We start from the raw sequence: 26501 nt of genomic DNA on the forward strand, positions 1-26501 counted from the left end.
AGCGCGGGTGTTTCGGCCGCGCCGTCCCGCTGCGTCAGGCCGGGTTCGGCTCGACATTCGGCCCGCTGCTGCCGCGCGGCGGCAGCGGCAACGGCGCGACCTGGCCGACGACAAACAGGTACGACAGCGCGTCCGCCGCCGCGAGCGGCACGACGAACGCGCTTTTCGTGATCGACAGCATCACGCCGGCGAAGGCCGTGATGAAGCTCCCCCGAGATTGCCCGCGAAGTTCTGGATGCCGCCGAGCGATGCGACGTGCGCGGGCGTCGGCGCGATCCCGACGCGGGCCCACGGAATGGGTCGCATTCAGCCGTGAGTCCGATGAATATGCGCGATGTGCGGCTTGTTCCGATTGCGTGACCGACCGTTTTATGGTCTCGTTGCGAGATATCGCATCGACTCGAAAAAGGACAGTCGAATGCAGCCGGGCGATTCACGCGGGGTCCGATTGATCAGGGGAATCGGTGCACGCACGCGCGCCTGCGGCGCCGTGCGCACGCTGCTTGTCATATTGACGCTCGGCTTGCTTGCATCCGCTCCGCCGGCCTTCGCCGCCTCTCCCGAAACCGTCAACGACAACGTGCTGCGCGTGCTGGCCTGGCCCGGTTATGCGGACAGCGATATCGTCAGCGCCTTCGAGGCGCAGTTTCATGTGCGCGTCGAGGTGACGCTGGTCGATTCCGACGAAGCGCTGTGGACGCGCATGCACAGCGCTTCGCCGCCGCCGTACGACGTGCTGGCCGCGAACACGGCCGAAATCCAGCGCTATGCGCATGAACACCTGCTCGCGCCGATCGACCTGTCGCGCATCCCGAACCGACGGCGGCAGTTGCCGAATTTCCAGCAGCTCGCGACGATCGGCGGCCTCGTGCAAGACGGCGCGTCCTATGCGATCCCGTTCACGTATTCGTCGATGGGGCTGATCTACGACCGCAAGCAGGTGCCGGCCGCGCCGCGCTCGATGCGCGAGCTGTGGAATCCGCGCTATCGCGGCAAGGTGCTCGACTTCAACAGCGCGCAGCACAATTTCTCGTTCACGGCGCTGGCGCTCGGCTATCCCGATCCGTTCCGCCTGTCGCCCGCGCAGACGCTTGCCGTGGCCCGCAAGCTGATCGACCTGCGCCGCAACCTGCTGACGTACTACACGCTGCCTGAAGAAGCGACCGCGCTGTTCGTCCAGCATCGCGCGGCGCTGATGTTCGGCAACTACGGCACGCAGCAGGTCGAGCAGTTGCGTCGCGCCGGCGCGGACGTCGGCTACGTGATCCCGGACGAAGGCGCGCTCGCGTGGCTCGATTGCTGGGCTGTCACGCGCGGCGCGCTGCGTCCCGAGCTTGCATCCGCATGGATCAACTACATGCTCGAACCGGCGATCGGCGCGCTGCTGACCGAGCGGCAGGGGCTCGCGAACACGCTCGAGCCGCCGCGCGGCCTGGATACCGGGCACCAGCATCTCGTGTGGCTTCATCCCGTGGAAGACATCGCGCGCCGCGAGTCGCTGTGGAGCCGCATCGTGTCGGGCGATCGGCCGGAGCGATTCGAAAAATGATCCGGCTCGGGCTCACGTCGAAGCTGTCGGTGCTGTTCGCGTGCATCGGCGTGATCGCGTCCGGCACGACCGGCTACTACGCGTATCGCGCCAACCGCGCGATGCTCGTGCAGGAAGCGCAGCACAGTCTGCTGATGTCGACGCAACTGCTCGGGCAGCGCTTCACGACCGCGCTCTCCGACGTGGCCGACGATGCGCTCGTGCTCGCGCAGTTGCCGTCGTCCGCCGCCGTCGCGGGCGGCGACAATCCGGACAATACGCGACGCACTCGGCTCGAGCAGGTGTATTACAGCTTCATGAGAAATCACGCGGAATACCTGCAGATCCGCCTGATCGCGAGCGGGCATTTCGGGATCGAACGGATTCGCCTCGATCGCGATGCGCGCGGCATCGTCGTGCTGCCCGAAAGCGCGTTCCAGGAGAAAGGGCAGTTCTCCTACGTATTCGATACGCTCGCGACGGCCCCCGGCCATATCTACCTGTCGCCGATCGTGATCAATCACGAGACGGGATCGCATGCGGCGGAAGGGCTGCCGATCCTGCGCGTGGGCACGCCGGTGGTCGACGCGTCGGGCCAGACGGTCGGCGCGCTCGTCGTCGACGTTGAACTCTCGCGGGTGTTCGACCGGCTCGAACGCGATCTGCCCGACGACTATGCGGTCTATCTCGCGAACGAGTGGGGCGATTTCCTCGTGCATCCCGATCCGGCGCAGACGTTCGGTTTCGATCGCGGCCGGCGCGTGCTGATGCAGGACCGCTTTGCCGTCACGCGCGCGCTGTTCGACAGCGGGCGCACCAGCGTGACGCTCAATGGGCTCGCGCAGCCCGACGAGGCGCCGGGCCAGATGTTCGCGTTCGTGCGCACGCCGTTCGGGCACGACGAGGGCAACCGCTTCGTCGTGCTCGGGATGGCGCGCCCGCTCGCGGACGTGCTCGCGCCGGCCGGCATGCTGGGCGAACGGATCGTCAGGATGGTGCTCGTATCGAGCGTGCTGGCGGTGATCCTCGCGATCCTGTTCGCGCGGGCGATCACGCGGCCGCTGCAGACGCTCGCGCGCGCCGCGACGCACGTGTTCGACGATCCGGCCACCGAACGGCTGCCCGTTGCGCGGGCCGACGAGATCGGCGTGCTCGCGCGCTGCTTCGACAGCATGCGCGTCGAGATCCGCACGCAGATGGCGATGTTGCGCGCGAAGCAGCTGGAGCTGACGCACCTCGCCGGTCACGACCCGCTGACCGGCCTGCCGAACCGCCTGTTGTTCATGGAGCATCTCGATGCCGCGATCCGGCATGCGGCCGCGGTGGGCGAGGGGCTGGCGGTGATGTTCGTCGATCTCGACCGCTTCAAGCAGATCAACGACCAGCACGGGCACTCGGCCGGCGACCGCACGCTCGTCGCGGTCGCGAAGCGGTTGAGCCACGTGCTGCGCGGCGGCGACATGGTCGCACGGCTCGGCGGCGACGAATTCGTCGTGCTGATTTCGGACGTGCGTTCACCGGCCGTGATCGGCGATGTCGCGACGCGCATCCAGATCGTGATGGCCGAGGAACTCGAGTTCGACGAAGGGCGCATGGCCGTCGGCGCGAGCATCGGCGTCAGCGAATTTCCGGCAGACGGCGCGTCGGCCGAGGAGTTACTCGTCAAGGCCGACGCGGCGATGTACGCGGCGAAGGCGTCCGCGCAATGCGTGTGCGTGCGCTATCAGGATCTGGTCCGCGGCGGCGTGCCTGACGAGACCGGCCGCGTCGCGTCGGGCGGCGGCCACTGACGGCGGGTCAAAACGCGACGAGCCCGTCGCGGGACGGGCTCGTCGTCTGCGCGGGGCTGCACGCGTGGGGCGTGCAGCGGCGCGCTTAGTGGCCGAAGTAGACCGAGTCGCGCGGGCTTTGTGCCCGGACGACCGGTGCGCCGCCCTCGACGGTCGCAGCCGGTTGTGAACCGAAGCCGCTGTTGTCGACGCCGTGCACGCGGGCTTGCGCGGCCTGGATGTCGGCCGGGTAGTACGGGCTCGACTGGCTCGGCTTGTAGCCGGCATGTTCGAGCTGGACCAGTTCGTTGCGCACCTCGGCGCGGGTCACGGTGCTTTGGGCGAATGCGCCGAACGAGGCGGACAGGGCGACGGCGGCAACGACTGCGGAAACGAGCGATTTCATGATGACCTCCGATGTTTATTGGCTTTCCGCGTTCGACACCATGTCGTCAGCGGTTGATTACATCGTAGGAGCCGGTTCACCTAGGGTAAACGTGAATTTGAGTGAAAGATCGTTGCGCCGGGAGTAATAATTTCGAGAAAAACGTGTTCCGTCCCCATGCTGTATTGCGGGAAACGGCGGGAGAGTGAGGGGCGGATGCCGCGCACGGGTGTGCGCCCGGCGGCAAAGGACCGGCGAAGCATTTCGCGGCTGGGGCGCGGGACTACAGGCTGCCGGATCAGACCCCGTCGTCGTCGATTTCCTTGCGCTCGCGGCGTTCCTCGTTGCCGCGACGCGCGCGCAGCCGCTGGCGCGACAGGACGGCAATCACCTGCTGGGTCGGCGCGCCGGACGGCAGTTCGTTGCGGATGCGATCGGGGACCATCGGCAGGCCCGCGCGCTGCCGGCGCAGCGCCTTGGCGATTGCCCGGCGGCATTCGTCTCCGTGGCAATCCCATTCATCGCGGATTCTCTGGCAATAACGGCATTGTTCCATCCGAATAGTCTAACGCGTCTTCGGGAATGGAGCAGGGCGTGATGCTGGACGTATTACGCGCCGGGCGGTTGAGGCAGCCACCGGATTGGGGTGCCGGCAATGGCAGGCTGAATCGGACTGCGAATCAAGTGAACCCGAATCGTTCACTGACACTACAGTTTCCCGTCCTTCTCCATACGGATTCCTTGCGCGCGGACGGGCCGCCGCGTGTCATCGGAGCGACCAGATACCCCAGATCGCGATCAACAGGCCGAGGCCCAATCCACAGCCCAGCAACACATAGGTTTCCATTTCGTGCCTCTGAAAACATGACAACGCTGGCGTCGACATCGGCGTATGCGCAGCAAAGCCGGTCGCGTATCGTCCGCGCTGTCGGCTGGGCGATACGCCGGGTGTGCGAATACTACGCGTCGCAGCTTTCAGAACGCATGCGCGATCCCGCTCGCGCCCGGTGCGTGATCGCTGCACCAGTTCAATATAATTCAAGGGAATCGGCCGTCTCATGCGCGCCATACATATCTCCGAACAAGGAAACCTGATGACGCTTGCCCAGTTGCAGGCCCTGGCTGCCGTGGTCGAACTCGGCTCGCTGACGGCCGTGGCAGACCGGCTCAGCCGCAGTCAATCCGCGATCAGCCACGCGCTGACGGAGCTGGAGGACCTCACGCAGGTCAAGCTGCTCTGGCGCGACCGGCAGCCGGTCGTGCTGACGGCGGCCGGCGAGCGCCTGTGGCCGTATGTCCAGAGCGTGGTGCGGGAAGCGCAGATGCTGCGCCAGCAGTTCAGCCTGTCGCGCGGCAAGCTCGAAGGGAAACTGGTGGTCGCGTCGCTGCCGAGCGTGTCGCTGGCGTTCGTCGTTCCCGCGCTCGAGGCGTTGAAGGATATGCACCCGGGCGTATCGGCGGTGCTGCTCGAAGGCACGGACAGCGAAGTCGAACAGTGGATCGACGACGGGACGGCCGACGTCGGCGTGGTGGCCGGCACGAAGACGTTCGCGCACAACCTGCCGCTGCTCGACGAGGATTTCGTCGCGGTGGCGGCCGACGACATGTTCGCGGGCCGCAAGAGCGTGTCGGCCAGGCAGTTGGCCGCGGCGCCGTTCATTTTCTCGAAGGCGGGGTGCGGGCCGGTGATCGCGGATTACTTCGCGCGCGGCGGCACGCCGCTTCGGGCCGCATTCAATGTGGTCGAGATGCGCACGATCCTGTCGATGGCGGAGGCCGGCATGGGCGTGTCGATCGTGCCGCGCATCACGCTCACGTACACGCCGTTCGGCGGCCGCGTGCTGGCCCTGTCGCCGCGGCTGCATCGCTCCGTGCGATTGGCGTGGAATACCGCCGGCAATGCGGTCGCCGATGAGTTCGTGCGGCTCGTCGACGCGCAACGTGCAAAGGCGGAAAAGACGATCCGGACGCGCGCGAAAAAGGGCCGCTAACGAGCGGCGGGCACGATGAACGGCGCGCATGGGCCACTTGCAGTTTATTCATGTCGATAATGGTCGAGATGCAATATATTGTTTTGATCTCGTCATCGTTGACCCAAAGGAGTGCGCCGTGCCCGCGTTGCCCACCCTGTTTGCGTTCGGACTCGTGTCGCTCGGCATGGTGCTGACGCCCGGGCCGAACATGATCTATCTGGTGTCGCGCTCGATCTGCCAGGGCCGCCGCGCCGGGCTGATATCGCTTGGCGGTGTCGCGCTGGGATTCGTGTTCTACATGGTGTGCGCGGCAGTGGGCATCACCGCGCTGGTGATGACCGTGCCGTATGCGTACGATGCGCTGCGCCTGGCCGGCGCGCTGTATCTGGCGTACCTTGCGTGGCAGGCGCTGAAGCCGGGCGGGCGCTCCGCGTTCCAGGTCCGGCAGTTGCCGCACGACAGCCGCGTCAGGCTGTTCATGATGGGCTTCGTCACGAACCTCGCGAACCCGAAGATCGCGGTGATGTATCTGTCGTTGCTGCCGCAGTTCATCGTGCCCGGGCACGGCAGCGTGCTCGCGCAATCGCTGGCGCTCGGCTGCGTGCAGATCGCGGTGAGCGTCACCGTCAACGCGCTGATCGCGTGCGCGGCCGGTTCGATCGCCGGTTTTCTCGCGGGGCGGCCGCTCTGGGCGGCGGTTCAGCGCTGGTTGATGGGCACGGTGCTGGCCGGGCTGGCCGTGCGGATCGCGCTGGAATCGCAAGGTTAGCGCGCGTCGGCCGCGGTTCGGCGCATAGCCGACCGCTGCGATCGGGCCTTCCGTCGACGGCACCGGGCATCGTCACCCGTGGCAATTGCCTTCGGCCTCCTTGCCGATCGGCACGGGCTCGGCCTCGTCACGACGCCGGCCGCGGGTCGCCAGCCAGCACAGGATCGAGCCGCCGCACACCATCGATGCGCCTTGCCAGAATTCGGCCGACAGCGGCGCGTGCAGCAGCGTCGCGGCGAGGGCGGCGGCGAGCACCGGCGTGAAGTACGATGCGCCGACGATGACCGTCACGTTGCCGTGCATGATGCCGGTGTTCCAGGCCGCATAGCCGAAGCCGAGCGCCGACGCCGCCAGCACGAGATACACGACCGCATGCAGGCTGAACGTCATGCCGCCGCCGCCTTCGATCGCGAACTTGATCCAGAGCACCGCGGAGACCAGCATGAAGAACGGCGTGACGCCGTTCTTCCCGTCGGCGATGCGCGCGGTCACCGTGCAATAGGCGGCCCAGATCAGCGCGCCGAAGAACGCCAGGCCGTAGCTGAGCGGATTGTCCGCGACGTTGCGCAGCATGCGGGCCGGATCGAGCCCCTGGTCGCCGCCGAGCACCCAGCAGATGCCGAGCATCGACAGCAGCACGCCGGGCACGACCAACAGGTTCGTGCGCTGCTTGTTGAACACGATGGCGGCGACCAGCGTGAGGCTCGGCCACAGATAGTTGACCATCGCGACTTCGATCGCTTGTCGAGCGTTGTTCGCATAGCCGATCGACAGCGCCAGGCACAGCTCGTACGACACGAACAGCAATCCGCCCCACAGCAGATAGTTTTTCGGGAATCGGCTCAGGTCAGGGAAGCCGATCGAAAACAGCAGGAGCACGGACGCCACCGTATAGATCATCGCCGCGCCGCCGGTCGCGCCGAGACTTTCGCTGACCCCGCGCACGAGCGCGACCACCGACGCCCATAACAGCACCGCGCCGAGCCCGATGAGCGTTGCCTTGTTCTTGCGTTTGATGCTTGCTGCCTGTTTCAACATGCTGGTTCGATTTCGGGTGATTCAGATCGGCTCGCGCGTGCCTTCATCGCGAGCGGCGATACAAAGAGAGGATTGCGCCGGAAACGCGCATTTTACGGGGGCGCGGCCGTTGCCGCGATGCAGCCGGACTGGCATGTACGATCGATTCGGTCGCGCGAGCCGATCACGCGTCGTCGATACGCCACGATGCGCCGATTCCCGACAGCGCACGTCCGATCGCGTCGAGCATCGCGTTCCGCGTCGGGCCGAGCGTGGTGACAAGGAGGAAACCGGCTGCTTCGATCGACAGATCGATCAGCGCCCAGTCGCTGGCCGCATCGCGAATTTCACGCCGCCGTTCGTGTGGATCGATGTCGATGTCGCGATGCGCTTGCCGCAGCACGTTGGCGATGGCGTCGAATGCGTCGGCTGAAGGGGACGTGTGAATGCGGTATTCGAAACTCATCTGCATGGACCGGCGTACGAGGCGGGCAGTCTCACCCGCGCCGTGCGTTCCGTCCGTCCACGGTAACGCATCGGGCGCCCCCCCGCAGCGGGCGCCCGATGCGTCGATCACCGCTCGCGCCGCTTCTTGCTCAACTCGATCGTCTCGAACAGCTCGTACTGCGCGGTCGGGTGCTGATCGGCGCCCGGCGCGTGGTAGTAGCGCATCGTGATCGTCGTGTGGCCGCCCGGCTTGCCCGGGTCGTGGTCGAACACCGCGATCCCGTAGCCGGTGCCCGTGTCGCGGCGCGCGGACCAGACCGCATCCTCGAGCGCATCGGCCGGCTGGCGCACGAACGTGTTCGGCGCGGTGCCCGGCACCGGCCGGTTCGGCTTCGTGAACACCTTCGCCTGCGCAAAGCCGGTCGACGGGTTCTCGCCGTACACGTCGAGCGGCGCGCTGGTGCCGCCGCCGCCGAGGATCAGGTGGATCGTGCCGTGGCTCGTGTCGAACTTCGTGCGGTCCGGATCGTTCGAGCCGACCGGGCGCGGCTGCAGCGTCTCGACCACTTCGCCGGTTTTCGCATCGACCCCCGCGCGGTGATTGCAGCCGCGCACCGGGTAGCTGCGCTCGTAGTCGTGATCGTGGCCGCACAGCACGAGGTCGACGCCGTAACGGTCGAACAGCGGCAGCCACGCTTCGCGAATGCCCTTGTCTGACCCGTTGCCCGTCTTCGATGAACTGAGCGCGTCCTGGTGCATCTGCACGACGATCCAGTCGATGTCGTCGTCATGCGCGGCATGACGCAGCGTGCGTTCGAGCCAGCGCGTCTGCTCGCCGTTGCTGTAGCCGCGGACGTAGAACGACGTGCCGGGCTCGATCGGCGGGCGGCCGGTGCTCGCGGCCGGCACGAGCGGCGCAGGGCCGCCGACGAACGCGGCGGCATCCTGGTACACGACGTCGTCCGCGTCGAGCGACACGAACAGCACGGAGCTCACGCGGAAGCTGTACCAGCGGCCCGGGAAGTGCGTGCCGTTCTCCGGCAGCGTATAGCGTGCGAGGTACGAGTCGAGCCCCTGCGGACCGTTGTTGAACTCGATCTCGTGATTGCCGGGGCACGGCATCCACGGGCGATTCGCGGCCGACGTCTGGTTGTTGTTGCCGAAATCGCGCCACACCTCGGGCTGGTGCGCGGGGTTCAGGTTCGCATAGCAGAGATCGCCGTTCAGCAGGTGGAACAGCGGCTGGAACTGCTCGACGGCCTGCACCGCGAAGCGGCTCTGCGGCGACGACAGCACCCACGCGCCGTTCGGCGTCGCGAGATCGCCGTAGCTCGTGAAACGGAACGGCGCACGGCCGCGCGGCGCGGTCGAAAAATTCGCGGAGAACGGCTGCGCGGCGTTGCTGTCGTTGTCGGCCGTGATCTCGTAGCGGTAGCGCGTATCCGGCTTCAGCCCGTGCACGCGCGCGTGGTACGCGAACACGGTCTCGCCGTTCAGGCCGTCGGTGTATACGCGCTGGACGCCGTGCACGGTGCGCGCCGGCTCGCCGTCGGCGACGATGCGCGCACGCGGATTGACGGCCGCGGCGAGCGACGCCCACGAGATCACGACTTCGGACGTCGGGTCGTTGCCCCACGTCAGGTGAACCTGCTCGGGCGTGCCGTCCGGATTCGACGCGGCGGCGCGGGCGGCCGCGAGCCCGCCGGCGGCGGTGGCGAGGCCGGAAACGCCGGCGAGTTTCAGGAAGCCGCGACGCGACACGGAAGCGGCCGGCTCGTTCGGCTGATCGGGGGAAGTGTCCTGGTTCGACATGGTCGGTGTTTTCGTTGATGGGACGCGAGGTGGGGAACCGCACGGCCATGCGCGAGCACGGCCGGGGCGTGGGCCGGAAACGAGCGGGATCCCGGTCGCCTGCATTGTCGAAGGGCAGTTTTGCCGCGTTGTGACAGTTCCGCAACCCTGCGTGCGCGCTGGCCGATACGTACGGTCGCGCGTCGCACGCCATCAATCGGCATCGACGCTCGTGGCGGCCCCCGAAATTTATTCGCCGATGTCGCGACGGATTTCTCCGGCCTGCTCCGTTTAAACGCATGAACGACTGCTTCCGGTCGATGCCGTTATTTCGGAGTCTTTCATGAAACTTTCTGTTCCATTGCGATTGGCTGCCGGCTGCATGGCTGCGCTCGCGGCGTCCGCCGTATTCGCGCAGGCCGTGATCGTCGCGCCTTACGCGCCGCCGCCGCCGCGTGTCGAAGTGCTGCCGGCGCCCCGCGCGGGCTACGTCTGGGATCAGGGTCACTGGCACTGGCGGCAGGGCCGTTACGTATGGATTCCGGGCCACTGGCAGATCGTGCGGGTCGGTTACCACTGGGTGCCCGGACACTGGTCCGCGCGCGGGCCGGCCTGGCGCTGGGTGCCGGGCCACTGGGCCTGACGGCCCTGACGTGCACGCCGCCGCGCGTCGAAGCGATGCCCGCGCGGCGGATTTTTCACGCAACATCATGAGTCGAAGCGATGCCTTTTCGAACCATCGTGATACTGGCGGCCGCGGCCATCGTGCTGGCCGGCTGCGTCGTGGTGCCGGCCCGGCCGGTGTATTACCGGCCCGCGCCGGTCGTCGTATATTGAGCGCGCCGGCCGACGGTCGCGCGGCCGGCCAACAGGATCGACATGCGGCGCGAACCGGATGTCGATGAAACCGGCACGGCCGATATCGTGTGCGACGCCGGGCGCGACGCACGCGGCGATGCCGAACCGTCGGAACCATCGGCATGGCGCCGTCCGGCGATGGCCCGACGCATGCAAGGAGAGCACGACGATGAGCTTCATCCGGGCGGCGGGAATACCTGCCGTGACAGGGCGACGCCCGCGCGCCGCGCGACGGAGCAGGCGGCGTTGAACGATCGCGGCGACCGCGATCCGGACGCGGAACTCGTCGCGCGCGTCGGCGCGCGCGATGCATCGGCGGTGCGCGTGCTCGTCGCGCGCAAGCTGCCGCGGCTGCTCGCATTGGCGACGCGCATGCTCGGCGACCGGAACGAAGCCGAGGACGTCGCGCAGGAGACGTTCTTGCGAATCTGGAACCACGCGCCGCGCTGGCGCGAAGGCGAAGCCCGCTTCGACACGTGGCTGCATCGCGTCGTGCTGAACCTGTGCTACGACCGGTTGCGCGGCCGGCGCGAGGAGCCCGTCGACACGCTGCCCGACGTGCCCGACACGCAACCGGAGCCGGCCGTGCATGCGGAACTGCGTTCGCGCGACGCGCGCGTGCGGCAGGCGCTGGCTGCGTTGCCGCCGCGGCAGCGCGAAGCGCTGGTGCTCCAGTACTATCAGGAAATGTCGAATGTGGAAGCGGCCAACCTGATGGGCATCACCGTCGATGCGCTGGAAAGCCTGCTCGCCCGTGCGCGGCGCAACCTGCGCGCGCAACTGGCCGGCGACCCACCTAGCGAGGACAAGCGATGACACCCGAACGATTTCGTACCATCGTCGCCGCGTACGGCTCGGATGCGCGGCGCTGGCCGCAAGCCGAACGCGCGGCGGCCGAAGCGTGGGCGCACACGCATCCGCGCGACGCATTGGAAGCGCTCGACGAGGCGGCCGAGCTCGATGCGTGGCTGATGCAGGACACGGTCGCGCCGCCCGCGCCGGCGCTGGTCGAACGTATCGTCGCGACGGCGCCGACGCCGCAACGCGCGCGAAGCCGCGGCAGAGTGTGGTGGTCGGGCGCCGCGTTCGCGGGCGTCGGGCTGGCCGGCGCGCTTGCCGGTGCGGTCGCCGTGTCGATGCTGATGCTCGGCAGCGCGCCGATCGCGCAACACGAACCGGGCTACCTGACGACGACGTTCGGCGGCCCGAGCATCGACGGAGCCGACGAATGACCGAACGCAGCCGGAAATTCATTCTCGTCGGTTCGGTCGTGCTGAATGTGTTCATGCTCGGCGCGATCGGCGGCGGCGCGTATCAGTGGTTCGCCACGCATCGCGACCTGCATGCGGCGGGCGCGCCTGCATCGCGCACCGCGTTGCGTTTCGCGGCCGATGAATTGCCCGATGCGCGGCAGCGCGAGTTCGCCGCCGCGCTGAAGGCAGCGCGCAAGAGCGGCCGCGATTTCGCGCGGGAAGGGCGCGATGGCCGAATCACCGTGCTCGACCTGCTCGCCGCGCCGCAACTCGATCGCGCGGCGATCGATGCGGCGCTCGACCGTACGCGCGCGGCCGATACCGCGATGCGCGCGCAGGTCGAGCGCAGCGTCGTCGACTTCGCGGCGACGCTGACGCCCGACGAGCGCGCGAAGTTCGTCGACGGGTTGCAGCGCAGCGGCAACTGGCGTCTGCCGCCGAAACTGCAGAAGAAGCCGGACGCATCGGCGAGCGAGTCAACCGAATAAACCGCGCGCGGGCGGCATGCGGTCCGCGTGTTGCTCGCGCGTCATGCGTGTGCCGGTTCCGGTGAGTCGCGCGGCCGTTGTCCGTTGACGATGCATGCCGCCGCGCTGCGGGACCTCCGCCCGGCGTTTCTCCGATAACAAAAAAATTTCCCCTTCCCGCGACGGATTTCCCGGTGTGCTTGCGTTGAACGTGAGTACGCACCGCAAGAGAGCCCGTCATGAACCACCCGAACGACTCCACGCCGGCCGCGATCGCGCTGAACCGCTTCGGTCTCGGCGCACGCGCCGACGAAGCGCCGCCTGCCGACCCGAAAGCGGCACTCGTCGCGCAATTCGACCGCTACGACGCACGACCCGCCGCATGGGCCGGCGAACCGGACGCAATCACACTCGCCACGCGCTTTGCCGATGCACGCAACGCGATGAAGAGCGACGACCCGGCTGCGAAGCGCGCGACCGAGCAATCGATCCGCCGCGACGGCTACGACGCGTATCGCAGCGCCGTCGCCGCGCGCATGAACAGCGCACTGAATACGCCTGCGCCGTTCGTCGAGCGTCTCGTGCATTTCTGGGCGAACCATTTCGCGGTATCGGTCGACAAGGGGCAGGTGGCCGCGTACGCGGGTGCGTTCGAGCGCGACGCGATTCGCCCGCACGTGCTCGGCCGTTTCGAGGACATGCTCGTCGCCGTCGAACAGCATCCCGCGATGCAGGTGTTCCTCGATCAGGCGCGCTCGGTCGGCCCCGACAGCCCGGCCGCGCTGCGTGCGCAGGCACGCAATCCGTCGGCGAAGCGCGGGCTCAACGAGAACCTCGCCCGCGAGATCATGGAGCTGCATACGCTCGGCGTGCGCACCGGCTACACGCAAGCCGACGTGACGGAATTCGCGCGCGCATTGACCGGCTGGAGCATCGCCGGCGGGCGCGGGCCGCAACCGGGCGATGCGGCGCCCGGCGCATTCGTGTTCCGCGCGAATCTGCACGAACCGGGCACACGCACGGTGATGGGCCGCACCTACGATCAACCGGGCGAAGCGCAGGCGCGCGCGATCCTGCACGACCTCGCGCGATCGGAGCCGACGGGCCGGCACATCGCGTTCCAGCTCGCGCGTCATTTCGTCGCCGACAATCCGCCGCCCGCGCTGACCGACCGGCTCGCGCGTGCGTTCGATGCGAGCGGCGGCGATTTGCCGACCGTCTATCGCGCGCTGGTCGATGCGCCCGACGCGTGGGCGCCGGTCAACCGCAAGTTCAAGACGCCGTGGGAGTGGGCCGTATCGTCGTTGCGCGGGCTCGGCTGGCGCGACACCGGTGATCTCAAGGCCGCGCCGCTGCTCGCACAGCTCGGCCAGCCGGTGTGGCGGCCGGGCTCGCCGGCCGGCTACGACGACGTTGCCGCGAGCTGGGCCGCGCCCGACGCGCTCGTGCGCCGTGTCGAGATCGCGCAGCGTCTGGCCGCGCGCACGGGCGACCGGCTCGATCCGCGCACGCTCGGCAACACGCTGCTCGCCGGTTCGATGAGCGCGACGACCGCGACCGCGCTCGCGCGCGCCGAAAGCGCGACGACGTCGCTCGCGCTGCTGCTCGTGTCGCCCGATTTCCAACGGAGATGACCATGGCACTGTCCCGCCGACAATTCCTCAGCGTCGCCGCCGCCGGCGCGGGCGCGATCCTCGTCGCCCCGCGGATCGTATTCGCGAACGTCGAGACCGACCGTCGCTTCGTGTTCGTGATCCAGCGCGGCGCGGCCGACGGCCTGAACATCGTCGTCCCGTATGCGGAGCCCGCGTATGCGTCGCTGCGCGGCCCGCTCGCGATCGACACCGCGGCCGCGACGCGGCTCGACGGCACGTTCGCGCTGCATCCGTCGCTCGCGCAGACCGCGCAGTTGTACCGCGACGGGCAGGCGCTGTTCGTCCATGCGATTGCGTCGCCGTATCGCGACCGCTCGCATTTCGACGGCCAGAACGTGCTCGAAACGGGCGGCCGTGCGCCGTACCAGGTGAAGGACGGCTGGCTGAACCGGCTCGCCGCGCTGCTGCCGGCGACGCGCGACAGCGCGATCGCATTCGCGCCGACCGTGCCGCTTGCGCTGCGCGGCCCCGTGCAGGCCGCGTCGTATGCGCCGTCCGGCTTGCCGGCCGCGCCGGACGATCTGCTCACGCGCGTGTCGGCGCTTTACGAAGCCGACGCGCAGCTCGGCCCGTTGTGGCAATCGGCGATGGAAGCACGCGGTCTTGCCGGCGACGCGCATGCACGGCAGGACCCGGCTGGCGTCGGCAAGCTCGCCGCGACGTTTCTCGCGCGCGACGACGGCCCGCGGATCGCGATGATCGAGACGGGCGGCTGGGATACCCATAGCGCGCAGAACGCGCGGCTCGCGAATCAGTTGAAGGCGCTCGACACGATGCTCGCCGCATTGCGCGACGGCCTTGGATCTGCGTGGCAGCAGACCACGGTGCTGGTCGCGACCGAGTTCGGCCGCACGGCCGCGGTGAACGGCACGGGCGGCACCGATCACGGGCAGGCATCGGTCGCGATGCTCGCGGGCGGCGCGGTCGCGGGCGGGCGCGTGATCGCCGACTGGCCGGGGCTGCGGCCGGGCGACCTGTACGAAGGGCGCGACCTGAAGCCGACCGCGTCGCTCGACGCGCTGATCGCGGGCGCGGCCGCCGACAGCCTGCGGCTCGATCCGCGCCGCACCGCGGCCGCGTTGTTCGCGGAAAGCGGCACGACGCGGCCGATGAGCGGCTTGATTCATGGGGTCGCGTGATGCGGCGCATGCCGCGCGCGGCCCGATCAACCTATTACACAACAGGAGAATCGACATTGAAGATCCGATCCGTTTCGCTGGCCGTGCTGGTGAGTGCGAGTGCCGTGCTGATGTCCGCCTGCGTGGTCGAGCCCGTGCGGCCGCCGCAGCCGGCACCCGTCGTCGAAGTGATGCCGCCGCCGCCCGCGCCCGGCTATCGCTGGGCGAAGGGGCATTACCGGTGGGCCGGCAATCACTGGGCATGGGTGCCGGGGCACTGGGTGGGCGTGTACTGACACGGCAAGCGTATCGACGTGCTGCTGTGCGGCTAGATCAACCTGCCGGTGGCAAGCGACCGTGCTAAATGCCGCAGCAGCGGCGGCCTCGACCTCGCACGCCGAGCGGCGCAACGCAGCCTAGTCCCACCCGATCCGGTGTTTCTCCTCCGTCTCGCGATGCCGCCAGTCGTCGTCCGCATGAAGATACTGGCTCGTCGTCGTGAGCGACACATGGCCGAGGTTGTCGCGCACGAGCCGCAGGTCGACGCGGCCGTCGGCCATGTGCGAGCCCGCGCTGTGGCGCAGCCAGTGCGCGGACGCCTGTTCGAGCACGTGCGCCGCCTGCTCGCCGGCCTCGCCGTTCGCGCGCAGCCGGTCGGCCGCGTGCCGGAACACCTGCTTCACGATCCGGTGCAGCGCCGCGCGCGTGAGCGGCTTGCGCGTCTGGCCGACCGGCAGCACGAGCGGCGTCGGCTCGCCGTCGAACGGCAGCGCGGGCAGGCCGTGCGCACGTCGATAGCGCGACAGCTCGGCCATCATCTCGTCGGTGGCCGGCACGAGCCGCTGCCGGCCGCCTTTGCCCGTCACGTCGAGCCACCAGCGTTCGTGCCCGTTCGCGTCGCGCCGGCAGAAGAATTGCCCCATCGTCGTATCGGCCGCTTCGGTGATGCGCAGCCCGCCGAGATACAGCAGCGTGAAGAGCCACCGCGCGCGGTCCGCATGAAAGCACGCGCGCGCATCGTCGCGCGGCATCGCGGCGATCGCGTCCTTCACCGATTGCCACAGCGGCTGCCCGAGATGGCGCGTGACGCGCGGCGCGGGCCGGCGCTGCCGCTGCCGCGACAACGCGAGCGGGTTGCCGGCCAGATAGCCGGCCTGGACGAGCCACGAGAACATCACGTTCAGGATCACCAGCGCCTGCCGCTGGCTGGCCGCCGACAGCGGCCCGTAAAACGGCCGCCAGCGCGGATCGTCGCGCGGATGCTTGCGGCCGCCGTTCGCGCACCACAGCTCGGCCGGCGCGGGCGCGCGCAGGAATTGCCGGTAGACGACCAGATCCTCGTGCGTGAGCGACGACAGCGGCTTGCCGCCCGCGATCACGGCCCACAGCAGCAGGCGCTCGGCTTCCTTGCGGTAGTTCTGGAACGTGGTCGGCGTATCGACGAAGCGCGCGAGCCATGCGCGCACCGCGTCGAGGTCGTTGGTCGCGGCGATCTGCGGATGCGCGCTGCCCGAGCGGTTGGTGCCCGTGCGTCCGTCGAGCGCGGCCGGCACGACGAGCGTATCGATCGGCAGCGGGCGGAGTGCAGTGTCGGACGGAGCGGGTGAGATCATGCGAAGGAACGCACTGCGCGAACCGCGCGGGCGTGGCCGGCGAACGAAGGCAGTGCGTCGAAGCGTATCGGGAAGCGCCGATGGTACACGATCGCCATACGGTGAAGCCGCCGTCGACGGCGACCGCCTGGCCGGTGATGAAGCGCGCGGCGGCCGAGCTCTTCCGCGGCCGACACGACGGTGTTCGGCAGCACGACCTGTGCGCTGGCTTCGGCGAAGCACGGTGCTGCCTGGCGTCCGACGCCGGTCACGACGCCACTTTTCTGTGAAGCGTTCCATTCCTGTCTCCTGAGGCGTTGGATGGAGGGACAGGTTAGACGGCATGCGCCGGCGCTCCGAATGAAACGGACTAGGCGGATGTGACGGTGGGGAGTCGCCACCGATGCGGCACGGCGGCGACCGCAGGCTGTTGCGTCAGCCGTCGACCTGCTTGTCCAGCAACCGGAACTTGCCGTTCTCGAACAGATAGCGATATCGGCCGCGCGGTTGCCCGTCGGGCCTGCCGTTCACGACGAGCAGCCGGCTGTCGGAGCGGAAATCGGTCGGCGTACTGTCGTCCGTGATCTTTACTTCGCGCACGATGGTCGGAAGCCAATACACGTTGCCCGTTTTAGCGTCGAGCGCGAACACGCGCATGCAATTGTCGTTGTGTCCGCAATCAAAGGTCCACAGGATGTAGTGGCTCGCGAATGTCACTTCGTTGACGGCGGCGCCGTCCCGGATATTCCTGGCGAACTCGCGGTCCTGTGCAGTGCGCAGTTTCGGTTCGGCGATCGGCCCGTCATACACCGGTCCGTTCAGGTATTTGAGGAAATCGTCGCGCTCGTCCGCCAGCGCGTGCCAGCTTACGGTCAATGCCGCGGCACAGACGAGCAGGTTCGCCATCGTGGTGGAAAAGCGGTGCTTGCGTTTTACGATCCCGGAATGTCGATCGGCCATTGTCGAGTGTTCTGTTGTTATGGGAATCGAGATCGTAATGCAACTCGGTGAGGGTCGAAGCGATGACCGTGGCGTCAAGCTTTTCACGACGAATGCCGCAAGCCCGCCGTGCCCCGCATACCAGCGACAGGGACGTCCTCGAACGGGGCCTTCGTCGGTCGTCGTGAGCCATGCGCCGAACGGCGCGCCCGTCAGTTTCGGCTGGCAAAATGCGGCGTCAAGGCCGGAGGCGCCGTGGTCATTCGAGTTGTCTCCCGTTGCGGCCGCCGGGTCGCGGTCGGCACGGCGTGCACGTGCGGACCGCCGATCACGAAGCGCGCGGCCGAACCGGAACACGGAGATGCATTGTCTCGCACGCGACACCCGATAAACGGCGGTGGTCGAACGCGTCCTGTAAGGTGTTTGTGAACCTTCTCGCCGGGTGGCTCGTCTAATTGGCCCCCAACGCTCGCGGAGGCATACCCGATGATTCACAAGACCCGAACGCTGCTTGGCGCGGCCGTCATTGCCGGCGGCATGCTCGTCGCCGGATGCCAGACCGACGCCGCTGCCACCGCGCCGAATGCCACCCGTGCGGCCGACGGCAAGCCGGTGACCAAGACCGTCTACGTCGCACCGCAGTCCGCGCGCTGCACGGGCGTCGCACCGATGGAGTGCCTGCAGGTGCGCAGCAGCCCGAGCGAGCCGTGGAGCCTGTGGTACGCGGGAATCGAAGGGTTCCCGTACCAGCCCGGCTACCTGTACACGCTCGAAGTCGACGAATACCGCGTCGCGCAGCCGCCGGCCGACGGTTCGTCGATCCGCTGGGTGCTCAAGCGTGTCGTCGAGCGCCGCCAGGTGAACTGACGGCGGCGATCACGCGGAAGGGCGCGCCGCCGCACCGGCCGGCGGCGCGGCCGTGTCGATCCGCCGGAACACGACGGACGACAGCAGCGTCACCGCGCCCATGCACGCGAACGACAGCATGAACCCGTGCGCCATCGACCCTTGATAGGCGGCGAACAGGTTGACGAGCCCGCCGCCGATCGACACGCCGAGCCCCATCGCGAGCATCTGCATCATCGTGAACAGGCTGTTGCCGCTGCCGGCGTCGGCGTGCGACAGCCCCTTGAGCGTCACGCCGTTCATCGCCGCGAACTGCATCGAATTCGCCGCGCCGAACACGATCAGCAGCACGCCTTCCAGCACCGGCGCGGGCCGCGCCGACACCAGCGCGAACCCCGCGATCGCGCAGCCGACGATCCCCGTATTCACGACCAGAAACGCCGCATAGCCGAAGCGCTTCACGAGCGGTGCGATCCACCGTTTCGCGATGACGCCCGCGATTGCGGCCGGCAGCATCATCAGCCCCGATTGCAGCGGCGTATAGCCGAGCTGCACCTGCATCAGCAGCGGCAGCATGAACGGCACCGAGCTCGTGCCGATCCGGCACAGCAGGTTGCCGAGCAGCCCCGACCCGAAGTTCGGCTCGCGGAACAACCCGAGCCGGAACAGCGGCTGCGTGCGCCGCCGCGCGTGCGGCAGGTACGCGAGCGCGCTCGCCACGCCGAGCACGGCGAGCCCGGCCGCCCACGCGGCGCGGTGCGCGGACATCGGCGGGTCGATTGCGAGCGACAGCGCGATCATCGCGGCCGACAGCAGCGCACAGCCGACGAAGTCGAACGGCGGCGGCTGCGTCGCCTGGTCGTGCGGCAGGTAGCGCTGCACCGCGATGAAGCCGACCACGCCGACCGGCACGTTGACGATGAACACCCAGTGCCACGAAATCGCCTGCGTGAGCCAGCCGCCGAGCGTCGGCCCGACGATCGGGCCGAGCTGGCCGGCGATCGACACGAACGCGATCGCCCCGACGTACTGCTCGCCCGGCACGCGGCGCAGCACGGCGAGCCGCCCGATCGGCAGCAGCATCGAGCCGCCGATGCCCTGCACGGCGCGCGCGACGACGAGCTGGCCGAGCGTGTGCGACGCCGCGCAGCCGATCGACGCGAGCACGAACACGAGGATCGCGACCGAGAACACGCGGCGCGTGCCGAACCGGTCGGCGAGCCAGCCGGAGGCCGGCGTGAGCATCGCCATCGTCAGCGTGTAGACGACCACGACGGGCTGCATCGCGAGCGGCGACGCATGCAGGCTTTGGGCGATCGAGGGCAGCGCGGTGTTGACGATCGTCGTATCGAGCGACTGCATGAAGAAGGCAGCGGCGACGATCCAGAGCAGCACGGAATGTGTGGGTTCCCGGGACATGGCGAAATCGGTGGTGCGACGGTCCGGTGTGGACGGCGCCGGTGCGCGGTCGCGCGGCACCGGCCGGACTTCGAGCGCTCGATGGTACCGATTCCGCCGGTCATCGGGAAGCCGCCTCGAGACATTCACTGTCATCGGAAATGACAATCCGGAATGCTCAATCCCGTCTGGCTCAAGACGTTCCGCGATCGTCACGAATTGCCGCAGTTTCACCGAAGCGGGGCGGCAGCCGACTTAGCGTGCGCATCTGCGACCCAAGCCCTAATAAAGTGCGGGAAAGTGGCCGGGTTTTGATAAAACCATAGACCTATTATTTGGTCATTTTGGTGGTCGCTAAAAGTGGGGGCTGCAAGACCTACACAGCGAAACTGACGAACACGCGGCCCAGATAGGGCGAGGTAAGACGATGGAAAGCATTCTCTTGCACGCACATCGAGGGCGGTTCGGCGAAATCCGCTGCGCGTCAGCATCGACACGTACAGGAAACGTGTTGAAGAAAAACAATACCGAAAGCGCTGGCCTCGAGTCGTCGTGGTGCCTCTGCCAATTACCCGGGGTGCTCGGGACCTCATTCTAGACGAATTGTGATTAATTTGACAAAGTGTCTAGATGTGACCAAACTGCCCGGCATGCGGAAGAAAACCACTGGACCCGACATGCCGAAGAAGACTCCCGAACAGCAGCTGCTGCTGGGGCAGATCAAACAGGTCGCCGAAGGGCTGGCCCGGACCTTCGCTCCATTTACCGAGGTCGTGGTCCATGACCTCTTGGACCCCGAGCACGCGGTGCTCGCGATCCACAACAATCTGTCAGGTCGGGAAGTCGGACAGCCGGCGACCGAACTGGGGCTTGCTCGGATCATGGATGCTGCCTACGAGCAGATCATCGCCAACTATCCGAATCAGTTCTCGGATGGCCGCCAGGTGAAGAGCACGTCCATCGGTATCAAGGATTCCAACGGCGACTACATCGCCGCGTTGTGCCTGAACGTCGACCTCACGTTGTTCCGCGGATTTCAGAACATGCTGAGCAGCTTCATGGCGGTCGAGGGCGCCACGCCCGCCAGGGAATCGCTGGACCCCGCCAGCGCCGATCTCATCCGCACCCGCATCGACGCGTTCGCCGCACGCATGGCGTCGACGCCGCGCTCGCTCAAGCCGGAGGACCGCCGCTCGCTCCTGAAGGAACTCAAGGCGGCCGGCCTGCTCGAGGTCCGTCGGGCGATGGACACCATTGCCGTCTACCTGGGCGTCTCTCGCGCAACGGTGTACAGCGATGTCAAATGACGCCACGCTAATTTTCGTCGACGAGCATGTCGTCGATCCATTGCTCATGACAGACGACGTGACCGCCGCGCCGCGCGAGGCTTTCGAACTGCACGGACCGCGCGCGGGCCGCGCGTTTCACCCCCAACGCCACAGCCATCATCGTCTTGCTCTTGCAGCGATCCGGTCTGTGCCAAAGAGGAGTCGGAAAACTTGAAACCGCACTATGTCGAGCCGCTCAGCGGCACCACCTATCCGCTCGACACGCCTCGGTGGTGTTCGGACGACCGCAAACCGCTCCTGATCTCGCCGCAGGCTGGAATTTCCCGCGACGACATCGACCGGCGCCTTCGCTCCCAATGGCGCTATCGCGCATCGCTTCCCGTCGAGATCGTCTCTCCCATTTCCATGGGGGAAGGCTGCACCCCGTTGATCCAGAAGATGTGGGGCGACCATCGGCCGCATTTCAAGCTGGAGTGGTTCAGCCCCACGAGCAGCTTCAAGGATCGCGGCACCACGGTGATGCTCTCGATGTTACGGCAGCAAGGCATCGCGTCCGTTCTGGAGGACAGCTCAGGCAACGGCGGCGCGTCGGTGGCGGCTTATGCCGCTGCAGGCGCGATGCGCGTGAAGATTCTGGCGCCCGCCTACGCGTCGCCCGCGAAGATCGCGCAGATGCGAGCCTATGGGGCGGAGGTACAACTGGTCGACGGGCCTCGACAGGCATGCGAGGACGAGGCCGTCCTGCAGTCCGCGAGCATCTTCTACGCCAGCCACAATTGGCAGCCGTTTTTCCTCGAAGGGACCAAGTCGATCGGCTACGAGATCTGGGAGGACCTCAACTTCCAGGCGCCGGACAACATCGTCATGCCGGCAGGCGCGGGCAGCAATGTACTCGGCTGTTATGTGGCGTTCTCGGAGCTGATGCGCGCGGGTCAGATTCACAAAATGCCCAGGCTCTTCGTTTGCCAGCCATTGAACTGCTCGCCTATCGATGCCAGTTTCCACGCGGGCGTCACGACGCCCGTTCCGCGCGAGATTCGAAAGACGGTCTCCGAGGGGACGGCCATCGCTCATCCCCTGCGGCTGGCGCAAGTGGTCAACGCTGTCAGAGAGACGGGCGGCACGACTGTGGCCGTGGAAGAAGACGCGATCGTCGAAGCGCTCAGGCGCATTGCGCGACTGGGCCTTCTGCCGGAGTTGACTTCGGCGACTGCGGTTGCAGGATTTGATCGGCTCACGCAACTTGGGGCGATTCAGGCGCGAGAGGAAACGGTTGTCCTGCTGACGGGCACGGGTATCAAGAACGCGGAAGCCATCGCGGCGATGTACTCGGAAATTCCCGATACGCTTGTCTAAAGGCCATCCCTCATGAAAATCGGACTCCTGAATTGCGGCGGTACCATCACGGAAAACTATCAGGGTGATGGGACGATCAAGCGTCTATCGGCACGCGATCTGATCGTCTTGAGCGGTCAGGCAGGCTGGATCGGACATGACATCGATCCCGTCGATAGCTGCGATCTGACTTTCGCGTCACTTTGCCGGGCGCGCGATGTGATGCGGCAGGATCGCGACAGCGAAGCTTTCGTGATGTGCTGCGGCACCGACGCAATGGAAGATGTCGCCTATGCAGCCGCGCTGCTTTTTGATCGCGACCGGCCGGTCGTTTTGACCGGCGCGGCGATCCCCGGCGGCAATGCCAATGCCGATGGTCCGCGCAATCTGGCCGATGCTGCCAGTCTCGCACGGGCCATGCCGAAGGGCGCGAGCATCCTCGTGGCCTTCGCGGGACGGATTTTCGATCCGGTCTCGATCGTCAAGGTATGGCCGCAGGCCATTCAGCCCTTCGGACCGGAAACGGCGATCCGCGGCTCCATCGAGGCCGACATCGTCGCGCTCACAGGTTCGTGCGTCGTTGACGAGCGCTACGCGGAACTCGATGTAGCCGATCTCGGCGCCCGCGTGGCGATCGTCATGGAGACTTTCGGGTCACTCGTCGGCTTCCCGGATAGCTCCGAACTCGACGGTATCGTCGTGGCAGGCAAGGGGGCAGGGGGGTTCTCGGCGCAGTCGGAGAGATTGCTGGGCGAAGCCGCTGCGCATATCCCGGTCGTGCTATCGACACGCTGTGCCCATGGTTTCCGGGTCAATCCAGCCGTCTCCAAGTATGCCTATGACCGCGCCCACAGCCTCGGCCTGACCACGGCAGGTTATGACGGCCTGAACGCATCGAAGGCACGGATTCGGCTCATAGCCGAGCTGGGTCGTGCAAATCGCAGCGGAAAGGCCGGGCGCTGATCGGCGGACGGCGGTTATTCAACGAACTCAGCAAAGATCGACCTAGTGCGGGACTGACGCGAGGCCTGGCGGCTCCCGCGTCAGTCCCGCTTCGTTCACATCTTCTCGACTTCCAGCAGGGTTCGCTTGCCTTTGACGTACTTGTAGAGCGAGATGGAACTGTCCTTCAGGTCGCCGTGCTCGTCGAACCGGATATTGCCGATCAGCGTGTTCAGATTGGTCGCGGGCATGGCGGACAGGATGCCGGCGCGCGTGACCGAGTTCGCGCGTTTCATCGCATCGACGATCACGTAGACGGCGCTGTACGCAACCGGCGAGTAGACCACCGGATCGTGGCCGTACACGGCCTTCAGTTCCTTGGCGAACGCGGCGCTGCCGGCCATCGCGGACAGATCGCCGCCCGCGACCGAGCAGACCAGATTGTCGGCGGCGTCGCCGGCCAGCCGGGCCAGGTCGGTCGTGCAGACACCGTCGCCCGCCAGGATCCGGGCGCGGAGTGCCAGTTGCATGGCCTGCTTGGCGAAGGGGCCGCCGGTGGCGTCCTCGCCGCCATACATGATGGCGTCGGGGCGTTCGGCTTTGATCTTGGTCAGGATGGCCTTGAAGTCGGTCGCCTTGTCGTTGGTCGCATCGCGCGATAGCACCTGGATCCCTTCGGCCTTGGCGGTCTTCTCGAACTGGTCCGCAAGCCCCTGGCCGTAGGCCGTGGCGTCGTCGACGATGGCGACCGTCTTGACCTTCTGGTTTTTGGCGTACTTCGCGAGGGCGGGGCCCTGCTGGGCGTCGGTGCCGATCACGCGGAAGGCGGTCTTGTAGCCTTGCAGCGTGTACTGAGGATTGGTGGAGCCCGGCGTGATCTGGGTGACGCCGTTGTCGCGGTAGATCTTGGACGCGGGGATGGACACGCCGGAGTTCAGGTGGCCGATCACGGCCACGACGCCGTCGTCGACCAGCTTCTGCGCGACATTGGTACCGATCCTGGGATCGGCCTGGTCGTCCAGCGAATCGATCTCCAGGACGACCTTCTGGCCACCGATGACCAGGTTGCCGGCCTTGTTGATCTGCTGGACGGCGAGCTTGGCGCCATCGGCCGCATCCTGGCCCATGTGTGCAATGTTGCCGGTCAGCGGTTCGGCGCTGCCGATCTTCACGATCACGTCGGCGAGCGCAGCTTGACCGTAGACCATGGCAACGCAGGCGAGCGTCAGCGCGGCGTGGATGGGTTTGAGTTGAAGTTTCATATGCTTGAGCCTCTTGTTGAACCGGGTTGCTGTTGAAAATGCATGCGGCGTCTCCTATCGAAGTCACGACATTGGCGACGTTTTCGAATGTGAGTATTCGTCAGAGCAGCCCATCGCCAGAGGGCAAACCGATTTGCACTCCGTAGCGTTTTGATCGGAAACCCGATCGCTCATTGGCGGCCCGTTCGCCCCATGGGACATCCCTTTCTAGAAAGATTATCTAGAATTAAATAAAATGTATTGTAGGGGTAAACCCTTGGTTTGTGCCCGGCGCCGACCAGTGGCCTGAGCGACGAATCGATACATGAACGCATGAACGACAACGGATTTCCGCGGGCGCGGTACTCGTGTTCGGCGGCAGTGGCGGGACCGGCAAGGGGCGCACGGGCATTCGCGCGCGCCGGGTGGCGGGTCGTTCGTGACGCTCGGTTCGGCCGGCCGTCTGCGCTGGCCCGATCGCGACGGGTTGTCGATCGCATCGGAGGCTGCGAACGAGGCCGGGATGTTTCCGGTACTGCTCGAACTGGGCAGCTCGATCCGGCGATCACGCGTACCCGTGAGACGAACAAGATGCTTGCGCACGCATCGGTATTCACCCTGCCTCGTCACACCGAATTGCGCATCGGCGTCGCTGGCGGCCGGCGCGAGGTCGCAGTTTTGCAACCCTTTTCCAATGTATTCCTTCGCCTGAGATCGATCGCAACGGCGACCTCCCTGCGCCGATGACCGTCCAGCCTCGTTGTGCCTGCGTTGCGTGCTCGGCGCGAGATGCCGTCTATCGCGCGTTTCGGCGTCGCTCGCCGAATACGGATACGTTCCTGAAACATTTCCTCCCGATTGCGACTCGCGCCGCTACGTGTACCGACGGATGGCGCTTTTTCCGCTTCGGTCAGCGCCGCATGGCATGCCCTTTGCGGTTCCCCCGATGCCGCCGGCGCAGACGAATGTCGCCAGAACGATCCGCGCATCGGCGGCATGCAACGACATCGAAACAAACGGGGAATCGGATCGGGTCGCGCGCGCCGTGTGCCACGGCGCATGCGCAGCGCATGTCGTATCGGTCATGCGCACCGCGCAACGCGTCCCGGTCCGTCGAACAGCAAGCGTGCTTGCAAGGTGTCGTGCCGGGGTTCGCATCGCGCATCGCGACGAAGGCCGCGTGTGCGTCGCGTCGCGCCCGGCACATGTCGGGGGAGGCGCCGGTGAAAACGACAGTGAACCAATGGGCTGCGGTCGCGGCGATGTTCGTCGCGAGTGCGCACGCGCAGGAAATCTATCTGCAGGGCGGCACGCAGGGCGTCGGCATCGGGGCGGCCGTGAGCTTCAACTCGATGCTGGGCGCGCACGCGGATTTCAACGCGATCAATCTGACGCATGACTTCACCGTGGCCGGCAACCGCTATCAGGACGACCTGAAGCTGCGCCAGGGCGGCTTGTATGCCGACATCTTTCCGTGGCGGGGCAGCGGCTTCCGCGCGACGCTCGGGTTGCGCTTCAACGACGACGAGCTTCGCGGCGTGTCGGTGCCGACCAACGGCACCTACGTATTCGGCGGCAAGCGTTATCCGGCGCTGCCGGGCATGTACGCGGTCGCGGAAGCGCGTTATCCGACCGTGATGCCGTATGCCGGAATCGGCTACGGGCATCGGCCGGCGTCGAAAGGGCTCGGGTTCGTCGCCGATCTCGGCGTCGCGTACGGGATACCGAAATGTTCGTACACGCTGTCACCGGAACTGGCCGCGGCGGCCGGACCGGCGAAGAGCCAGGTGCTGGTCGCGAGCGGCCTCGACGCGCTGCGGCAGAGGATGTCGCGCTATCGGTGGTATCCGGTCCTGCAGATCGGCATCTCGTACCGCTTCTGAACACGC

The 26501-nt window shown here is 66.9% G+C and carries 27 protein-coding genes and 1 pseudogene; 17 read left to right on the top strand and 11 right to left on the bottom strand.

Features of this window, described 5'->3' with window-relative positions; translation table 11 throughout:
• Positions 1-34: 34 nt before the first annotated feature.
• Positions 35-282, bottom strand: a pseudogene (locus HWX14_RS12080) (MFS transporter); the annotation flags it as partial.
• Positions 283-418: 136 nt separating this feature from the next.
• On the opposite strand from HWX14_RS12080, the gene HWX14_RS12085 reads away from it, so the two are divergent.
• Positions 419-1549 carry an extracellular solute-binding protein gene (locus HWX14_RS12085; RefSeq protein WP_175882927.1) on the top strand — a complete coding sequence of 377 codons (1131 nt, stop codon included), beginning with the start codon at positions 419-421 and terminating at the stop codon, positions 1547-1549.
• Entirely contained in the window at positions 1546-3318 is a 1773-nt protein-coding gene (locus HWX14_RS12090; protein ID WP_175882928.1) for a GGDEF domain-containing protein, read from the top strand. The genes HWX14_RS12085 and HWX14_RS12090 overlap by 4 nt, the downstream gene beginning before the upstream one ends.
• 85 nt (positions 3319-3403) lie before the next feature.
• Here HWX14_RS12090 and HWX14_RS12095 read toward each other — a convergent pair whose 3' ends face one another.
• Together HWX14_RS12095 and HWX14_RS12100 are read right to left on the bottom strand one after the other, a co-directional pair.
• Complete coding sequence (locus HWX14_RS12095; RefSeq protein ID WP_175882929.1) at positions 3404-3703, bottom strand: DUF4148 domain-containing protein; 300 nt, start codon at positions 3701-3703, stop codon at positions 3404-3406.
• Between the two features lie 277 nt (positions 3704-3980).
• Positions 3981-4238, bottom strand: coding sequence for a hypothetical protein (locus HWX14_RS12100; RefSeq protein ID WP_006478949.1), 258 nt, complete (start codon positions 4236-4238; stop codon positions 3981-3983).
• A 538-nt stretch (positions 4239-4776) separates the two neighbouring features.
• Between HWX14_RS12100 and HWX14_RS12105 the strand changes: the two genes are divergently transcribed.
• Together HWX14_RS12105 and HWX14_RS12110 are read left to right on the top strand one after the other, a co-directional pair.
• Positions 4777-5673 carry a LysR family transcriptional regulator gene (locus HWX14_RS12105; RefSeq protein ID WP_175882930.1) on the top strand — a complete coding sequence of 299 codons (897 nt, stop codon included), beginning with the start codon at positions 4777-4779 and terminating at the stop codon, positions 5671-5673.
• A 118-nt stretch (positions 5674-5791) separates the two neighbouring features.
• Positions 5792-6424 (top strand): LysE family translocator, encoded by a 633-nt coding sequence (locus HWX14_RS12110; RefSeq protein WP_175882931.1) that lies wholly within the window; start codon positions 5792-5794, stop codon positions 6422-6424.
• 72 nt (positions 6425-6496) lie between these two features.
• Here HWX14_RS12110 and yddG read toward each other — a convergent pair whose 3' ends face one another.
• The 3 genes from yddG to HWX14_RS12125 form a co-directional block, all read right to left on the bottom strand.
• Entirely contained in the window at positions 6497-7441 is a 945-nt protein-coding gene (gene yddG, locus HWX14_RS12115; RefSeq protein WP_279611814.1) for an aromatic amino acid DMT transporter YddG, read from the bottom strand.
• 184 nt (positions 7442-7625) lie between these two features.
• Positions 7626-8018, bottom strand: a complete 393-nt coding sequence (locus tag HWX14_RS12120) for a hypothetical protein (protein WP_244130206.1) — start codon at positions 8016-8018, stop codon at positions 7626-7628.
• On the bottom strand, positions 8015-9700 hold the full coding sequence (locus HWX14_RS12125) for a metallophosphoesterase family protein (protein ID WP_175882933.1): 1686 nt from the start codon (positions 9698-9700) through the stop codon (positions 8015-8017). Before HWX14_RS12125 ends, HWX14_RS12120 begins: the two co-directional genes overlap by 4 nt.
• 322 nt (positions 9701-10022) lie before the next feature.
• Between HWX14_RS12125 and HWX14_RS12130 the strand changes: the two genes are divergently transcribed.
• The 7 genes from HWX14_RS12130 to HWX14_RS12160 all read left to right on the top strand — a co-directional run bounded on the left by HWX14_RS12130 (position 10023) and on the right by HWX14_RS12160 (position 15326).
• Positions 10023-10322, top strand: a complete 300-nt coding sequence (locus HWX14_RS12130; protein WP_175882934.1) for a YXWGXW repeat-containing protein — start codon at positions 10023-10025, stop codon at positions 10320-10322.
• Positions 10323-10558: 236 nt separating this feature from the next.
• On the top strand, positions 10559-11353 hold the full coding sequence (locus tag HWX14_RS12135) for an RNA polymerase sigma factor (protein WP_175882935.1): 795 nt from the start codon (positions 10559-10561) through the stop codon (positions 11351-11353).
• Complete coding sequence (locus tag HWX14_RS12140; RefSeq protein WP_175882936.1) at positions 11350-11769, top strand: hypothetical protein; 420 nt, start codon at positions 11350-11352, stop codon at positions 11767-11769. The genes HWX14_RS12135 and HWX14_RS12140 overlap by 4 nt, the downstream gene beginning before the upstream one ends.
• Positions 11766-12278, top strand: a complete 513-nt coding sequence (locus HWX14_RS12145) for a periplasmic heavy metal sensor (RefSeq protein WP_175882937.1) — start codon at positions 11766-11768, stop codon at positions 12276-12278. Before HWX14_RS12140 ends, HWX14_RS12145 begins: the two co-directional genes overlap by 4 nt.
• 218 nt (positions 12279-12496) lie before the next feature.
• Positions 12497-13891 (top strand): DUF1800 domain-containing protein, encoded by a 1395-nt coding sequence (locus HWX14_RS12150; RefSeq protein ID WP_175882938.1) that lies wholly within the window; start codon positions 12497-12499, stop codon positions 13889-13891.
• Complete coding sequence (locus HWX14_RS12155) at positions 13888-15051, top strand: DUF1501 domain-containing protein (protein ID WP_175882939.1); 1164 nt, start codon at positions 13888-13890, stop codon at positions 15049-15051. The genes HWX14_RS12150 and HWX14_RS12155 overlap by 4 nt, the downstream gene beginning before the upstream one ends.
• A gap of 56 nt (positions 15052-15107) precedes the next feature.
• A complete protein-coding gene (locus tag HWX14_RS12160; protein ID WP_124700257.1) occupies positions 15108-15326 on the top strand; it encodes a YXWGXW repeat-containing protein in 219 nt (72 codons plus the stop codon).
• Positions 15327-15446: 120 nt separating this feature from the next.
• Here HWX14_RS12160 and HWX14_RS12165 read toward each other — a convergent pair whose 3' ends face one another.
• A complete protein-coding gene (locus HWX14_RS12165; RefSeq protein ID WP_175882940.1) occupies positions 15447-16643 on the bottom strand; it encodes a tyrosine-type recombinase/integrase in 1197 nt (398 codons plus the stop codon).
• An 80-nt stretch (positions 16644-16723) separates the two neighbouring features.
• On the opposite strand from HWX14_RS12165, the gene HWX14_RS12170 reads away from it, so the two are divergent.
• Positions 16724-16912: a hypothetical protein gene (locus HWX14_RS12170; RefSeq protein WP_175882941.1), complete on the top strand. Its 189-nt coding sequence runs from the start codon at positions 16724-16726 to the stop codon at positions 16910-16912.
• A 145-nt stretch (positions 16913-17057) separates the two neighbouring features.
• On the opposite strand, the gene HWX14_RS12175 is transcribed toward HWX14_RS12170, so the two are convergent.
• Positions 17058-17918, bottom strand: coding sequence for a hypothetical protein (locus tag HWX14_RS12175; protein ID WP_175882942.1), 861 nt, complete (start codon positions 17916-17918; stop codon positions 17058-17060).
• A 129-nt stretch (positions 17919-18047) separates the two neighbouring features.
• Here HWX14_RS12175 and HWX14_RS12180 point away from each other — a divergent pair, with 129 nt between their 5' ends.
• Complete coding sequence (locus tag HWX14_RS12180) at positions 18048-18428, top strand: DUF4377 domain-containing protein (RefSeq protein ID WP_175882943.1); 381 nt, start codon at positions 18048-18050, stop codon at positions 18426-18428.
• A gap of 9 nt (positions 18429-18437) precedes the next feature.
• On the opposite strand, the gene HWX14_RS12185 is transcribed toward HWX14_RS12180, so the two are convergent.
• Positions 18438-19826, bottom strand: coding sequence for a DHA2 family efflux MFS transporter permease subunit (locus HWX14_RS12185; protein WP_175882944.1), 1389 nt, complete (start codon positions 19824-19826; stop codon positions 18438-18440).
• Positions 19827-20482: 656 nt separating this feature from the next.
• On the opposite strand from HWX14_RS12185, the gene HWX14_RS12190 reads away from it, so the two are divergent.
• Positions 20483-21112 carry a PAS domain-containing protein gene (locus HWX14_RS12190; RefSeq protein ID WP_175882945.1) on the top strand — a complete coding sequence of 210 codons (630 nt, stop codon included), beginning with the start codon at positions 20483-20485 and terminating at the stop codon, positions 21110-21112.
• Between the two features lie 7 nt (positions 21113-21119).
• Here HWX14_RS12190 and HWX14_RS36740 read toward each other — a convergent pair whose 3' ends face one another.
• The gene (locus tag HWX14_RS36740) at positions 21120-21254 is read right to left on the bottom strand and encodes a hypothetical protein (protein WP_279611809.1); all 135 of its coding nucleotides are present in this window, start codon (positions 21252-21254) and stop codon (positions 21120-21122) included.
• 50 nt (positions 21255-21304) lie between these two features.
• Between HWX14_RS36740 and HWX14_RS12195 the strand changes: the two genes are divergently transcribed.
• Together HWX14_RS12195 and HWX14_RS12200 are read left to right on the top strand one after the other, a co-directional pair.
• Positions 21305-22450 carry a pyridoxal-phosphate dependent enzyme gene (locus HWX14_RS12195; RefSeq protein WP_175882946.1) on the top strand — a complete coding sequence of 382 codons (1146 nt, stop codon included), beginning with the start codon at positions 21305-21307 and terminating at the stop codon, positions 22448-22450.
• 12 nt (positions 22451-22462) lie between these two features.
• The gene (locus HWX14_RS12200) at positions 22463-23392 is read left to right on the top strand and encodes an asparaginase domain-containing protein (RefSeq protein ID WP_175882947.1); all 930 of its coding nucleotides are present in this window, start codon (positions 22463-22465) and stop codon (positions 23390-23392) included.
• 95 nt (positions 23393-23487) lie between these two features.
• Here HWX14_RS12200 and HWX14_RS12205 read toward each other — a convergent pair whose 3' ends face one another.
• The gene (locus HWX14_RS12205) at positions 23488-24579 is read right to left on the bottom strand and encodes a branched-chain amino acid ABC transporter substrate-binding protein (protein ID WP_244130247.1); all 1092 of its coding nucleotides are present in this window, start codon (positions 24577-24579) and stop codon (positions 23488-23490) included.
• 1238 nt (positions 24580-25817) lie between these two features.
• Here HWX14_RS12205 and HWX14_RS12210 point away from each other — a divergent pair.
• Positions 25818-26495 (top strand): hypothetical protein, encoded by a 678-nt coding sequence (locus HWX14_RS12210; protein ID WP_175883568.1) that lies wholly within the window; start codon positions 25818-25820, stop codon positions 26493-26495.
• Positions 26496-26501 lie beyond the last annotated feature (6 nt).

Source organism: Burkholderia sp. BCC0044, from assembly GCF_902832955.1.
Lineage (GTDB): Bacteria > Pseudomonadota > Gammaproteobacteria > Burkholderiales > Burkholderiaceae > Burkholderia.

Excerpts from the sequence above, each read along its gene's own strand:
- HWX14_RS12090 (WP_175882928.1), top strand. The coding sequence starts at position 1,546 with ATGATCCGGCTCGGGCTCACGTCGAAGCTGTCGGTGCTGTTCGCGTGC.
- HWX14_RS12100 (WP_006478949.1), bottom strand. The coding sequence starts at position 4,238 with ATGGAACAATGCCGTTATTGCCAGAGAATCCGCGATGAATGGGATTGC.
- HWX14_RS12210 (WP_175883568.1), top strand. The coding sequence starts at position 25,818 with ATGTCGGGGGAGGCGCCGGTGAAAACGACAGTGAACCAATGGGCTGCG.
- HWX14_RS12150 (WP_175882938.1), top strand. The coding sequence starts at position 12,497 with ATGAACCACCCGAACGACTCCACGCCGGCCGCGATCGCGCTGAACCGC.
- HWX14_RS12105 (WP_175882930.1), top strand. The coding sequence starts at position 4,777 with ATGACGCTTGCCCAGTTGCAGGCCCTGGCTGCCGTGGTCGAACTCGGC.
- HWX14_RS12095 (WP_175882929.1), bottom strand. The coding sequence starts at position 3,703 with ATGAAATCGCTCGTTTCCGCAGTCGTTGCCGCCGTCGCCCTGTCCGCC.
- HWX14_RS12200 (WP_175882947.1), top strand. The coding sequence starts at position 22,463 with ATGAAAATCGGACTCCTGAATTGCGGCGGTACCATCACGGAAAACTAT.
- HWX14_RS12130 (WP_175882934.1), top strand. The coding sequence starts at position 10,023 with ATGAAACTTTCTGTTCCATTGCGATTGGCTGCCGGCTGCATGGCTGCG.
- HWX14_RS12205 (WP_244130247.1), bottom strand. The coding sequence starts at position 24,579 with ATGGTCTACGGTCAAGCTGCGCTCGCCGACGTGATCGTGAAGATCGGC.
- HWX14_RS12180 (WP_175882943.1), top strand. The coding sequence starts at position 18,048 with ATGATTCACAAGACCCGAACGCTGCTTGGCGCGGCCGTCATTGCCGGC.
- HWX14_RS12185 (WP_175882944.1), bottom strand. The coding sequence starts at position 19,826 with ATGTCCCGGGAACCCACACATTCCGTGCTGCTCTGGATCGTCGCCGCT.
- HWX14_RS12155 (WP_175882939.1), top strand. The coding sequence starts at position 13,888 with ATGACCATGGCACTGTCCCGCCGACAATTCCTCAGCGTCGCCGCCGCC.
- HWX14_RS12145 (WP_175882937.1), top strand. The coding sequence starts at position 11,766 with ATGACCGAACGCAGCCGGAAATTCATTCTCGTCGGTTCGGTCGTGCTG.
- HWX14_RS12190 (WP_175882945.1), top strand. The coding sequence starts at position 20,483 with ATGCCGAAGAAGACTCCCGAACAGCAGCTGCTGCTGGGGCAGATCAAA.
- HWX14_RS12135 (WP_175882935.1), top strand. The coding sequence starts at position 10,559 with ATGCGGCGCGAACCGGATGTCGATGAAACCGGCACGGCCGATATCGTG.
- HWX14_RS36740 (WP_279611809.1), bottom strand. The coding sequence starts at position 21,254 with ATGATGGCTGTGGCGTTGGGGGTGAAACGCGCGGCCCGCGCGCGGTCC.
- HWX14_RS12165 (WP_175882940.1), bottom strand. The coding sequence starts at position 16,643 with ATGATCTCACCCGCTCCGTCCGACACTGCACTCCGCCCGCTGCCGATC.
- HWX14_RS12170 (WP_175882941.1), top strand. The coding sequence starts at position 16,724 with ATGGTACACGATCGCCATACGGTGAAGCCGCCGTCGACGGCGACCGCC.
- HWX14_RS12140 (WP_175882936.1), top strand. The coding sequence starts at position 11,350 with ATGACACCCGAACGATTTCGTACCATCGTCGCCGCGTACGGCTCGGAT.
- HWX14_RS12085 (WP_175882927.1), top strand. The coding sequence starts at position 419 with ATGCAGCCGGGCGATTCACGCGGGGTCCGATTGATCAGGGGAATCGGT.
- HWX14_RS12125 (WP_175882933.1), bottom strand. The coding sequence starts at position 9,700 with ATGTCGAACCAGGACACTTCCCCCGATCAGCCGAACGAGCCGGCCGCT.